General features: G+C 68.8%; 11 protein-coding genes. 7 read left to right on the top strand and 4 right to left on the bottom strand.

Annotated elements, in window-relative coordinates; genetic code table 11:
* On the bottom strand, window positions 1-2,133 hold a 2,133-nt coding region (locus tag NN2_RS31265), incomplete at its 3' end, for a HAMP domain-containing sensor histidine kinase (RefSeq protein ID WP_156511519.1).
* A gap of 318 nt (window positions 2,134-2,451) precedes the next feature.
* Here NN2_RS31265 and NN2_RS31260 point away from each other — a divergent pair.
* From NN2_RS31260 to NN2_RS31240, 5 genes are all read left to right on the top strand, one after another.
* Complete coding sequence (locus NN2_RS31260) at window positions 2,452-4,563, top strand: AMP-binding protein (protein WP_063018363.1); 2,112 nt, start codon at window positions 2,452-2,454, stop codon at window positions 4,561-4,563.
* Between the two features lie 133 nt (window positions 4,564-4,696).
* A complete protein-coding gene (locus NN2_RS31255) occupies window positions 4,697-5,077 on the top strand; it encodes a hemophore-related protein (protein WP_030513292.1) in 381 nt (126 codons plus the stop codon).
* 76 nt (window positions 5,078-5,153) lie between these two features.
* Window positions 5,154-5,858 (top strand): response regulator transcription factor, encoded by a 705-nt coding sequence (locus NN2_RS31250; RefSeq protein WP_439955874.1) that lies wholly within the window; start codon window positions 5,154-5,156, stop codon window positions 5,856-5,858.
* 37 nt (window positions 5,859-5,895) lie between these two features.
* A complete protein-coding gene (locus NN2_RS31245) occupies window positions 5,896-7,278 on the top strand; it encodes a sensor histidine kinase (protein WP_063018359.1) in 1,383 nt (460 codons plus the stop codon).
* Between the two features lie 76 nt (window positions 7,279-7,354).
* Window positions 7,355-8,521, top strand: coding sequence for a YhgE/Pip domain-containing protein (locus NN2_RS31240; protein ID WP_063018357.1), 1,167 nt, complete (start codon window positions 7,355-7,357; stop codon window positions 8,519-8,521).
* Window positions 8,522-8,529: 8 nt separating this feature from the next.
* On the opposite strand, the gene NN2_RS31235 is transcribed toward NN2_RS31240, so the two are convergent.
* The gene (locus tag NN2_RS31235) at window positions 8,530-8,892 is read right to left on the bottom strand and encodes an FKBP-type peptidyl-prolyl cis-trans isomerase (protein WP_030513288.1); all 363 of its coding nucleotides are present in this window, start codon (window positions 8,890-8,892) and stop codon (window positions 8,530-8,532) included.
* 139 nt (window positions 8,893-9,031) lie between these two features.
* Between NN2_RS31235 and NN2_RS31230 the strand changes: the two genes are divergently transcribed.
* Window positions 9,032-9,835: a TrmH family RNA methyltransferase gene (locus NN2_RS31230; protein WP_063018355.1), complete on the top strand. Its 804-nt coding sequence runs from the start codon at window positions 9,032-9,034 to the stop codon at window positions 9,833-9,835.
* Entirely contained in the window at window positions 9,832-10,122 is a 291-nt protein-coding gene (locus NN2_RS31225) for a DUF2537 domain-containing protein (RefSeq protein WP_030513286.1), read from the top strand. The genes NN2_RS31230 and NN2_RS31225 overlap by 4 nt, the downstream gene beginning before the upstream one ends.
* Window positions 10,123-10,157: 35 nt before the next feature.
* On the opposite strand, the gene NN2_RS31220 is transcribed toward NN2_RS31225, so the two are convergent.
* The gene (locus NN2_RS31220; protein ID WP_063910927.1) at window positions 10,158-10,889 is read right to left on the bottom strand and encodes a DUF6928 family protein; all 732 of its coding nucleotides are present in this window, start codon (window positions 10,887-10,889) and stop codon (window positions 10,158-10,160) included.
* A 337-nt stretch (window positions 10,890-11,226) separates the two neighbouring features.
* Window positions 11,227-12,321: a septation protein SepH gene (gene sepH, locus NN2_RS31215; protein ID WP_063018351.1), complete on the bottom strand. Its 1,095-nt coding sequence runs from the start codon at window positions 12,319-12,321 to the stop codon at window positions 11,227-11,229.
* Window positions 12,322-12,465: the final 144 nt, after the last annotated feature.

Raw genomic sequence — 12,465 nt, 5'->3', positions numbered from 1 at the left:
CGGGAGTCCACCCGCGGCCGAACCGTTCGCCGCGGCGGCGGCGCCGTTGGTGCGCACGGTGCGATCGTCTCCGGCATCCGCGGCCGGCGTGATCGGGATCGGCCCGCTCACTCCCGGGTCCACGGTGACCATCATGTTGCCGCTCGGAGTGCGGGTGACGCCGCGCATCTGCATCGACGACGCCGCGGACGGCCGCTGGGTCGGCACCGACATCTGCTCACCGGACTGGTCCGGCAGCGAGACCGTTCCACCCGAGGGCGCCACGATGATCGCCTTGGGCACATGCACGGTGACGGTGACGCCCGGGTCGCGGGCGGTGTCGAAGGTCGGGCGCAGGCGCACGTTGAGGCCGTGCCGCTCGGCCAGCCGGCCGACGACGAACAGACCCATGTGGCGTGCGGTGTCCGCACCGACCTCGGCGGTCGTCTCCAGGCGCCGGTTGATCGATGCCATCTCGGCGGGCGGCATACCGATACCGCGGTCGGCGACCTCGATCAGCAGACCCTGATCGTGGGCCTGGGCGAAGGTGAACTTGACGTCGGTCTCCGGCGGCGAGGCGCGTAGCGCGTTGTCGAGCAGCTCGGCGAACAGGTGCGCCAGGTCGGAGGCGGCCGGTTCGGTGATGGCGCCGCGCGGGGTGGCGCCCAGCTTCACGCGCTCGTAGTCCTCGACCTCGGAGATCGCGGCACGCAGCACGTCGGCGATCTCGACCGGCGCGGACTTGCTGCGCCGCTGCCGGGTACCGGCCAGAATCAGCAGGTTGTCGCCGTTTCGGCGCATACGGGCGGCGAGGTGGTCGAGCCGGAAGAGGTTCTCCAGCAGGCGCGGGTCCTTCTCGTCGTACTCCATCGCCTCGATCAGCGAGAGCTGATGGTCGACCAGCGACTTCGACCGCCGCGCCAGGGTCTCGAACATATCGTTGACCTGGGTACGCATGGACGCCTGGTCGGCCGCCAGGCGCAGGGCCTGACCGTGGATGTCGTCGACCGCGCGAGCGAGCTGGCCGACCTCTTCCTCGGTGTGCACCGGCATCGGCTCGAGCGGCACATCCTCGGGGCTGGCGCCGTCACGCAGGCGCGAGACCTCGTAACCGAGATCGTGTTCGGCGACGCGCAGCGCGGCCAGGCGCAGCTTGCGCAGCGGCACGATCATGGCCCGCGCGACCAGCACGGCGAAGATCAGCGCGGCCAGGATCGTCAGGACGACGATGACCGCGTACTGGATCGCGCCGGCCCGGGCGTTACCGGCCAGGTCGTTCACTCGGGACGTGATGTCCTGAGTCGAGGAACCGACGATCTTGGTGTAGCCGTTCAGGCTGTCGACCAGCGACTGCTTGATATCCATCAGCGGCAGCTGACCGACGTCGACGTTCGGGCCGCTGGTCATGGCGATCCGGTTCTGCAACAAGCCGTTCAGCTCGGCGATCGTCGGATCGTTCTCGGGCAGACGCTTGGCCAGCAGGTCCAGCATGTACTTCTCGGTGTTGCCCGCGACCTGGAAGTCGTGCAGGCCGCCCTTGGCGTCACCGGTCAGGGTCTTGGCCGAGGCCGCGATCTCCTGGACCATCACCGCGCGGGTGTTCAGCGAGTCGACCAGGCGCAGCTTCGCCGCGTCGACGCCGGGGTCGGAGATGGTCGAGACGATCTCCTCGACCGTACGGACGCTGTTCTGGCGGATCGCCTCTTCCTGGGCGATCGCGTCGGCGAGGACCGGCGAGGGCTTGGTGCCCTGATCGCGCACCGCCTGGGCGCCCCTGATCATCTGCTCGATCGCATCGCGCGCACCCGGAACACCGTCCAGCTTGGCCGTGGCCTTCTGCGCGGTCTGGATGGCGCCGTCCAGTCGTGTCAGGTCCGCGTCCTGAACCAGCGACTGTGTCGGGCTGATCGCGGCCATCTGGCCACCGGCGACGGTGGCCGCGGCACCACTCAGGCCGGTGACGGCCGGAATCGCCTCGACGTGCTCGACCGCCTGATCCAGGTGGCTCGAGTCACTGAACTCGGACGCGATCCTGGAAGCACCGAGCACCACCGCGACGAGCAGCGGCACGGCCAGCACGGCCGTAACCTTCCAGCGCAGGTCCCAGTTGCCGAGCGCCCAGCGCTTCCCAACGGGCCTAGCGGCGTCACGCATCTCCAACTCACTTTCCAAACTGGCCCCAGCCACGCGCCATCGGCGAGCCTCCACGATCGCACGCGCGGCTCGATAAGCAGAACGGGCCGGGAACTGCGGCTGGCCGAGAAATTGCGTCCATGACGGCCGAAATAGGTGACATGCGATTCTAACGGATCAATAACTTCTTGTGTGACCTCTTGGCAACCACCAGCCGTTGACCTGGCTGTTCCAGCCAAAATCAAAGGTCGCGGCGGCCGCCCGGACGTCGCGTGAAGTCTGCCACAATCAGGCTGATCTATCGAGGCGGGCATCGATGCGAGGCAGGGAGTCATACGGTTGAACGCGAAGCAGGAGTACCGGCCCACCTACCAGACCAGCCTGGTCGACCCGTCGGACTTCTGGCGCAGCGCGGCCGAGGCGATCAGCTGGGACGTTGCGCCCGAACAGATTCTCGACACCACGGCACGACCGACGGCTCGGTGGTTTCCCGATGCTCGCCTCAACACCTCCTACAACGCCCTCGATCGGCATGTGCGCGATCTCACAGCGGAACCCGCCTCGACGGACGACGATACCGATACCGCCACCGAAACGGGCATTTCCGAAAAAACGGGCGGTCGCGCGAACCAGCCCGCATTAATATATGACTCCGCTATGACGGGCGCCACAGCCGTCTATACCTATGCCGAGTTGCTGGCGGAGGTCGCCCGGTTCGCCGGCGCCATGCTCCGGCTCGGGGTGCGCACCGGCGATCGCGTCGTGATCTACATGCCGATGATCCCCGAGGCCGTGATCGCGATGTTGGCCTGCGCGCGGATCGGCGCCGTGCATTCGGTGGTCTTCGGCGGATTCGCCGCCCATGAACTGGCCGCGCGCATCGACGACGCCGAACCCGTTCTGATCGTCACCGCCTCCGGCGGCCTGGAACCGAACAAGCGGATCGAGTACCCGCCGATCGTGCTGCAGGCGCTCGACCAGGTGCAGACCACCGCGCCGCGGAATGTGGTCGTGAAGCAGCGCGAGGGCTTTGCGACCATCCGGTTCGCCGCCCCGCAGCCGGCCACCGACACCCTGCCCGATTCCACCGCCACCGTCGCGGCCCGCTGGCTGGACTGGGAGGACATGGTCCGCGACGCGGAACCGGCCGATCCGGTGCCGGTGGCCGCGACCGATCCGCTGTACATCCTCTACACCTCCGGCACCACCGGAAAGCCCAAGGGCGTGGTGCGCGACAACGGTGGCCACGCGGTGGCGCTGGCCTGGTCGATGCGCAACATCTACGACGTCTCCCCCGGTCAGGTGATGTTGACCACCTCCGATATCGGCTGGGTGGTCGGCCATTCCTATATCGTCTACGCCCCGCTGCTGGTCGGCGCGACGACCGTCCTGTTCGAAGGCAAACCGATCGGCACGCCGGACTCCGGCACCTACTGGCGGCTGGTCGAGCAGTACGGGGTGCACGTGATGTTCACCGCCCCCACCGCACTGCGCGCGATCCGCCGCGCCGATCCCGAGGCCGCGCTCGCCCGCCGCCACGATCTGTCCTCGCTGCGCGCGCTGTTCTGCGCCGGCGAACGGCTCGACCCCGCCACCTACGAGTGGACCCGGGAGACGGTGCTGGCCGATCTGCCCGACTGCCCGGTCGTGGACCACTGGTGGCAGACCGAAACCGGCTGGCCGGTGTGCGCGAACCCGCTCGGTTTGCAGGAGCTGCCGATCAAACCCGGCTCGGCCTCGGTTCCGGTGCCCGGCTACCGGCTGCGCGTCCTCGACTACGAAGGCGATGCCGTGGCGACGGGCGCGGAGGGCAACATCGTGATCGGCCTGCCGCTGCCGCCCGGCTCACTGACCGGCCTGTGGCGCGACGACGAGCGCTTCGCCCGCTCCTATCTCTCGGCCTACCCCGGGCACTACCTCACCGGCGACTCCGGCTATTTCGACGAGGACGGTTATCTGTACGTGCTCGGCCGCAGCGACGATGTGATCAATATGGCCGGGCATCGGCTCTCGGCCGGCGGCATCGAGGGCGCGATCTCGGGACATTCGGCGGTCGCGGAAACCGCGGTGATCGGCGTGCCCGACGAACTGAAGGGTCAGCTTCCGATCGCCTACGTGGTGCTCAAGAGCGGGGTCGACATCGAGCTGGCGCAGTTGCGCGCCGAGATCATCGCCCGCGTCCGGGAGCAGATCGGCGCGATTGCGACGCTGCACGATGTGACAGTGGTACGGGCCTTGCCCAAGACCCGATCCGGGAAGATCCTGCGCCGCACCATCCGCCAGATCGCCTCCGGCGAGAACTGGGAGATGCCGGCCACCATCGAGGATCCGGCGGTGCTGATCGCGCTGGAGGATCAGCTGCTCGCCGGGACCGATCCGACCGCCGACACGGCGGCCGAGAACACAACCGATCCGGCGGCGACCACGAACGGCTCGAGTATCGGTTCCTGATCGGGCCACCCGGACCGGGGCGCGCGGTGTGAGCAGCCGGTTCAGAGTCTTCTCAGAATCGGTTCACCTACGCCCCAGACTCCGGCGATACCGTGCCGGACACGTACGTGCCGACGCACAGGGAGAGAGAATCATGCGCATTCGCGGATTTGCCGCAACCACCCTCACCGCTGCGGGCCTGGCCGCCGGGGCCGCCCTGCTGGTCCCCGCCACCGCATCGGCGGGCCCGACCGAACTGGTTGCGCCGCTGCTGAATTCGACCTGCAGCTTCGCCCAGGTCGACGCCGCGTTGCACGACAAGGCGCCGCAGCTGGCCTCGATCCTGGACAACAACCCGGACCAGAAGGCCGAGCTGAAGGCCAAATTCGATCAGCCGGTGGAACAGCGCCGCGCCGAATTCCAGCAGTACCTGGCTCAGCACCCGGACGAGGCACAGCGCGCTCAGCAGGACCCGCGGGCCGCCGGCCTGAGCTCGACGATCCAGGAAGTCGCCGATTCCTGCCACAACTACTGATCCGGCCACCGGATCGGCAACTCGCGCGAGCCTCGGGCCACCCCCGGGGCCGCGCGGTCAAATTACACTGCACACCGTGGCGAGCAGCGAGAATCCGACGGTGCTGGTGGTCGACGACGACGAGGATGTGCTGTCCTCGGTGGAACGCGGCTTGCGACTGTCCGGATTCCGGGTGGTCATCGCCCGCGACGGGGCCGCGGCGTTGCGCAGCGTGGCCGAACAGGCGCCCGACGCGATCGTCCTCGATATGAACATGCCGGTGCTCGACGGCGCCGGCGTGGTGACCGCGCTGCGGGCGATGGGCAACGAAGTGCCGATCTGTGTGCTCTCGGCACGCAGTTCGGTCGGCGATCGGATCGCCGGACTGGAATCCGGGGCGGACGACTATCTCGTGAAACCGTTCGTCCTCGCCGAATTGGTGGCGCGGATCCGGGCGCTGCTGCGCCGGCGCACCGATACCGCTCCCGCCACGGCGCCGGGCTCGATCACCGTGGGTCCCTTGGAAATCGATGTGGCCGGCTATCGCGCCCTGCTGCACGGTAACGAAATCGAGCTCACCAAAAGGGAATTCGAGCTGCTGTCCACGCTGGCCCGCAATGCCGGAGTGGTGTTGAGCCGGGAACGACTGCTGGAGCTGGTGTGGGGTTACGACTTCGCCGCCGACACCAATGTGGTGGACGTCTTCGTCGGCTATCTGCGCCGCAAACTGGAGGCCGACGGCACGCCCCGGCTGCTGCACACCATTCGCGGCGTCGGCTTCGTACTGCGGATGCCGAAATGACCGGCGCCCACGCCGAATCGATCCGCGTCGGTGCGGGATGACCGGACCGCAACGGCGACGCTTCGGGCTGCGTCACTCCTATTCGCTGCGCACCAGGGTCGCCGGGGCGGCGGCATTGGGCGCGATCATCATCACCGCGGTCTTGAGCTGGGTGTCGGTGGTGGCACTGGGCCGCAACAATCTCGCCCAGGCCGACCAGGAACTGGCCATCGCCTCGCGCATCGTGCTGATGCAGCCGCTCATCGCGGTCGGGGTGCTGTCGCTGGTGACCCCGAACAAGGATATTGCGGTGACGGTCCGCGACCACGGTGAGATCATCGCCTCCACCAGCGTGCGTCTGCCGGCCGAGGACCCGGGTTCGCATACGGTCACGATGGAGGGCACCCCTTTCCGGGTGCTGACCACGACCGAGAATCAGCCCGAGGGGCGGACCGTATCGATCGCGATCCCGCTGACCGACGCCTATCACACCATGTCCGAGCAGCGGCGCTGGGTGCTGTTCGCGGCCGGCCTGGCGGTGGCCGCGGCGGCCGGGCTGGGCTGGGTGTTCGGTGGCGGCGCGGTGCGCCCGATCCGGGATCTCACCCGGCAGGTCAGTGCCCGCAGTGGCACCAGCACGGCCGAGGTCCGGGTGGACGGATCCGGGGTCTTCGAGGCCGAAAAACTCTCCGAGGCAGTGAATTCGCTGTTGGAGCGGGTGCAGTTCGCCCAGGCCGAAACCGCCGCGGCACTCGAGACGGCCCGCGATTTCGCCGCCGTCTCCGCGCACGAACTGCGCACCCCGCTCACCGCGATGCGCACCGACCTCGAGGTGCTGCGCACCCTGGACCTCGACGAGCAGCAGCGCGCGGAGATCCTCGACGACCTCCAGCGCAGTCAGGGCCGGGTGGAGGCCACGCTGGCCGCGCTGGAACGGCTGGCCGCGGGCGAGCTGACCGACGAGCGCGACCATGTCGAAACCGATGTCGGTGATCTGGTCGACCACGCCGCCCACGACGCGATGCGCCACTTCCCGGAACTCACCGTCCGCATCGAGACCGATCCCGAACTCGTCACCCGTGGCCTGCCGACCGGACTGCGCCTGGCCGTCGACAACGCGCTCACCAATTCCGCCCGTCACGGCGGCGCGACGCAGGCACTGGTATCCGCCCATCGCCGCCCCGACGGCTGGATCGTGATCTCGGTCGACGACAACGGTGCGGGCATCCCGGCCGAGGAACGGCGCAGTGTCTTCGACCGCTTCATTCGCGGCGCCAACGCCACCAAGGGCGGCTCCGGCCTGGGCCTGGCACTGGTCGCGCAGCAGGCCCAATTGCACGGCGGCCGAGCCTATTTCGACGACGGCACCCTGGGCGGCGTACGCCTGGTGCTGGAATTGCCGGCCCGTCCGATGCGGGCGGCGCCACCGCCGCAGAACTGAATCGTCCGCGATCCCTCACAGAACCCTCAGATATCCGCCAGTACTTGCGCATTCACCGCCGCTACCGTCGAACGGCGTGGCAGGTAGACGTTTTCGCTGGACAGTGCTCGGTGTGGTGACCCTGGCGGTCGCCGGTGCGGTGACGGGTGGGGTGATCGCCGCCACCCACGGTGGCGCCGCGCCGACCGATATCGCGATCGTCAACGCGGATACCGGTCCCGCCGGGGCCCGCATCGTCAAGGCACTCCAAGCCGAGAGCGACACCTGGACCGTGGCCGAACCCGGCGCGCGCACCGCCGACCACGCCGCGGTGATCACCCTGCCCGCCGACCTCAGTGCGTCGCTGGGCACCCTCGCCACGGCGCAGCCGCATCGGGCGCAGCTGACCGTGGCCGCCGACGAGCACGCGGACACCGCCGCGGTCGACGATGCGGTCGCGGCGGTGACGCGGCGAATCGCGGCCGCGGGCGTGGATCAAACCCTGGCCGCGGTCGCGAACGCGCGCGGTTCGATGCAGCAGGCCGCCTTCACCTCTCAGCTGCTCGACGCGGGCGTGCGGACGGCCTCCGACGCCGCCGGACAGTTCACCGGCGGCGCCCAGCAGATGCTGGGCTTCCTGGATTCCGCGAAATCCGGTGCGGCCACGCTGACTTCGCAGCTCGGCCAGGTACACGACACCCTGGGTCAGGCGACGAATCAGGCCGAGAACATGGCCGGCGCCTTCGATGCCACCGGGCTGACCATCGGGCAGATCAGCTCCGGTGCGAAGGCGATGAGCAGCGGACTCGACCAGGTGCTGCCGCTGCTGCGCGCGCTGCCGTTCGCGGCGGATCCCCAGGTCACCGACATCGTCGGAAAGCTGGAGGCGCTGCGCTCGATCGCCGGCCAGACCGATACCCAGCTGGCGGGCGTGGCCCGGCTGACCGGTAGCAGTACCGATCCGAACACCGGTCTCGGCACCATCCTGCGCGATGCCGCGAACCGGCTGAACTCCGCCGCCGCCCAGCTGGACCAAGGCGCCGCCCTGGCCGGACAGATTCCGCAGCTCGCCGATCAGGCGACCGCGCAACTGCAGGGTGCGCTGCAGGCGGTGACCGGCGGGGTCACCCAGATGCAGCAGATATCGACGAATCTGACCGATCAAACCGGCAAGGCCCTCACCGCGTTACCGGCGCACAGCACATCCCAGCAGTCCGTCCTGGCGACGAATCTGTCCGATCCGGTCGAGATCGTCCGGCAGTGATCGGCGTACTACTCGACGACGTTCAGCAGATCGATGACGAAGATCAGCGTCTTGCCCGACAGCGGGTGGCCCGAGCCCTCGGGACCGTAGGCCAGCTCCGGCGGGATGGTCAGCTGGCGGCGGCCGCCGACCTTCATCCCCGGAATACCTTCCTGCCAGCCCTGGATCAGGCCGCGCAGCGGGAAGGTGATGGATTCGCCACGGTTCCAGGACGAATCGAATTCCTCGCCGGTGTCGTAGGTGACGCCCACGTAGTGCACCTCGACGGTGCCGCCGGGTACGGCCTCGGCGCCCTCGCCCTCGACCAGATCGTGCACTTCCAGCGTGGTGGGCGCGGGGCCTTCCTGGAACTCGACTTCCGGCTTGGTCATGCGTCCTCTTCCGTTGCGATGGATAAATCGTTCTGCGGCTAAACCAATAAAGAGTTCACCATAGCGTTGCTTGCCAAACCGTGTTCCACACGACAGTTGGATCGGCCGAATTCGGAGCCAGGGTGCAGGATAGGTTGCCGTGGCCCACGTGATCGATATCGTCGACCCCGGCGACCCTCGGGTCGCCGACTTCCGCGACCTCAACTCGGCCGACCGGCGTCCCGACCTCCCGGGCGGAAAAGGCCTGGTCGTGGCCGAGGGCGTGGTGGTCGTCCAGCGCATGCTGGCCTCGCGTTTCCAGCCGTTCGCCCTGCTCGGGGTGGGCCGCCGCTTCGATCAGCTCGCCCCCGACCTCGCCGGTGTGGACATCCCTTACTACCGCGTCGGCGCCGAGGTGATGGCCGAAATCGTCGGATTTCATCTCAATCGCGGCGTACTTGCCGCCGCCTACCGTCCGCCGGAATTGCTGCCCGAGGAGATCTTGCGGACCGCGCGCACGGTCGCGGTGCTCGAGGGCGTCAACGATCACGAGAACATCGGCTCGATCTTCCGCAATGCGGCCGGACTCGGCGCCGACGCGGTGTTGTTCGGCGACCGCTGCGCCGATCCGCTGTATCGGCGCGCGGTGCGGGTGTCGATGGGCCACGTGCTGCGGGTGCCCTTCGCCTCGCTGCCGACCTGGCCCGACGGCCTGCACACCTTGCGCGAGCTGGGTTTTCGGATCATCGCGCTGACGCCGAATCCCGAGGCGGTGAATCTGGCGACCGCGATGACCGGCGACCGGGTGGCACTGCTACTCGGCGCCGAAGGCCCCGGCCTGACCGAGGCGGCGATGCGCGCCACCGATATCCGCGCCCGGATTCCGATGACCCCCGGCACGGATTCGCTCAATGTCGCGACCGCTGCCGCGATGGCCTTCTACGAAAGGGTGCGAACATCGTGAATCGACCGCTCGGCCGCCCGGACAGCGAACCCACGCCGTGGGCGGCGGGTATCGCGGTGTCGGTCTTCGTCGCCGCGCTGACCGCCGCCGGGGTGTATTCGTTCGGTGTCGCACTGGCACATGTTCATTGGACGCTCGCGGTGGCGGTGAACGTGATCGCCGTCGCCGGTACCGCACCGACCGCGTGGCGCTGGCGCTACACCCCGGTCACCCGCTGGGTGCTCGCCGGACTCGGCGCCGGGGTACTGATCGGCTGGGTCGTTCTACTGATCGATGCCGCGTCCTGACGCCTCGCGTCCTGAAGTTTCGACGGATTTCGCGATCACAACACGCGGTCGCGGCCACGCAACCAGCCGAACCAGCGCTTACTCGCCGGAATCGTCACCGACGTCGCCCGCGTCGCCGGTGCGGGCGCCTGCCCCGCGGGGTAGAGGCTGAAGCCACACACCTCGATCCGGTCCGGATGCAGGGCCTCGTCGGAAGACCCCGCCCGATAACGGAATCCGAGCCACTCCTCGTTCGCGGCGTCGGCGAATTCCGGCGGGTCGAACGGAAGGATCTGGGGATCGGGAAAATCACCGGGCCGCAGCCGGACCGGATGGTCGCCGGCCCAGTACGACCGCTCCCACACCAGCGGCAGCCCTTCGTCCTCGACGATGTTCACCCGCGTGGCGCTGAAGGCGCGACGGAATTCCCCGCGCTCCCAATGCGCGAACGCACCCCAGCCCAGTGGGACGTCGTAGGACACCAGGTAGGTGTGCTCGGAGGCCAGCGGCCGGATCAGCAGTTCCGGCAGCCGGGTCGGATGGCTGCGCGCCGCCTGGACGGTGCAGACCACGGTGACCCCCGGATAGCAGCCGATGTACATCGAGCCGGGATCCGGCCCGGCCCAGACCTTCAGGGTGCCGGAGGCGGCGGGCACCACATCGTGGCCGGGATTGAGCTGTTTGGCCAGGGCGAGGGCGGCCTCCGGATCGGGATCAGGGTGTGAGCGCAGGACCGCCGCCGGGTCGGGGTCGTCGACGTACCAGATCGACGAGGCTGTGGATGGCACCTGCGACACCTCCCGAGCTCGGACGGGTAAGCGTGGTTACTCCCGAGCAAACACCGGAGCCGAAGCACATCCGCCGCCGCGGCCTGCTCGCTGTGCGCTCGACGAAATCGGGCGCATACGAAAAATCTACTCCCCCAACAGCGGAAACATCGGCGCTTCTGACTTCTGCCGCGCGTGTCAACCTCCGTTTCACACATTCCGGCGGCGACACGCCCGAACGAGGGTAAGCAGCGAACCGCCACACGAACTTCGCGGCGGAGACCGATGGCCTCCGCCGCGAATTCGACGTGGTTGCCCGGGATTCGGTGCCCGGCCGCGGATTCGGCGCCCGGAGGGCTCAGTGCCCGGAGCTACGGACGCCGAGCAGCACATCCTCCCAGGACGGCATCGGCGCCTTACCCCGCTTGGCCCGGGCCTGCTTCTGCGCGGCGGGCTTGGCGGCTTCCGGCTTGGCGCTCGCTGCCGCAGGGGTGGACTTCGCCGCCGGAGCCGGAGCCGGAGCCGGAGCCGGCTCCGTGGGGGCGGCAGGCTCCGGATCCGCGGTGGGAGCGGCGGGTTCGGACGGCTCGGCCGGGGCGGTCGGTGCGGCGGCGGCCGGTGCCGCCGGCAGCGCCGGGGTGGTGGCCGCGGGCGTCGTGCTCGACGGATTCGCCGCCACGGTGCTCTTGGCACTGACCGGAACCGCGGTGCCGCCCACGGCGGCCCGCTGTTCGAAGTACTCGTCGAGACCGGCCTGGCCGGTCTCGGCCACCGCGGTGGTCTGGACGGGCCCGGCCGGCACCGGTTCCACCACCGGCGCGGGCTCGGGGGTCGGCTCCGGCAGGATGGTGGCCAGGCCGCGCAGGGCGCGACCGAAATCGGGATCGATCAGGTCCGAGGCCGGATCGTCGAGTGGCACCACCGAGCCGCCGTGCGCGTCCGGCTGGTAACGCCAGTGCGCGGCGATCACCGAACGGCCCGCCTGCCACTGCAATTGGGCGACCCAGTAGTTCTTCTCGTCCTTCCAGGCGTCCCATTCCGCGATATCGATGTTGTGCCCACGCTCGGCGAAGGCGGCCGAGACGATCTCGATCAGCGTCTCCACCGCCGGACCGTCCTTGCGCACCGGATGCGCCTTCTGCGCCAGCTCTGCCGCGCGCGCACGCTCGAGCAGCACGGGGTAGGCGAAACGCTCCACCCGGCTGGCCGGCATGCCGGACTCCTCGGTGACCTGCTCCACCGACGCACCGGCACGGATCCGAGCCTGGATATCGCGAGGACGCATGGTCGCCTCCGTTTCGATCTCGATCTGGCCGAATCGGGCAAGGTCTCCACGCGCGGCGGCACGCAGCTTCTCGTCGGCGGCGAGCCGGTACTTCTGCCCGGTCTCGGCATCGACGCACACGATGTGCGCGGAATCGGGCGTCAATCCGATCACTCGAAGTTCACGCACCGTTACCTCCTTATCGCTGCGTCGATCACAGCTGCGCCGAGCACCAACTAGCTCGCGACACCGCCCACGTTCTGGAACAGTAGTGCACTTCTGAGATTCGTGTGGCAAGACACGCGGCCTGAAATCTACCGCCGCGGTACCGGG

Source organism: Nocardia nova NBRC 15556 (assembly GCF_001613005.1).
In the GTDB taxonomy this organism is placed as follows: domain Bacteria; phylum Actinomycetota; class Actinomycetes; order Mycobacteriales; family Mycobacteriaceae; genus Nocardia; species Nocardia nova.
The sequence above is the reverse complement of the archived record's forward strand: the minus strand, read 5'-3'. Positions and strand labels throughout refer to the sequence as shown.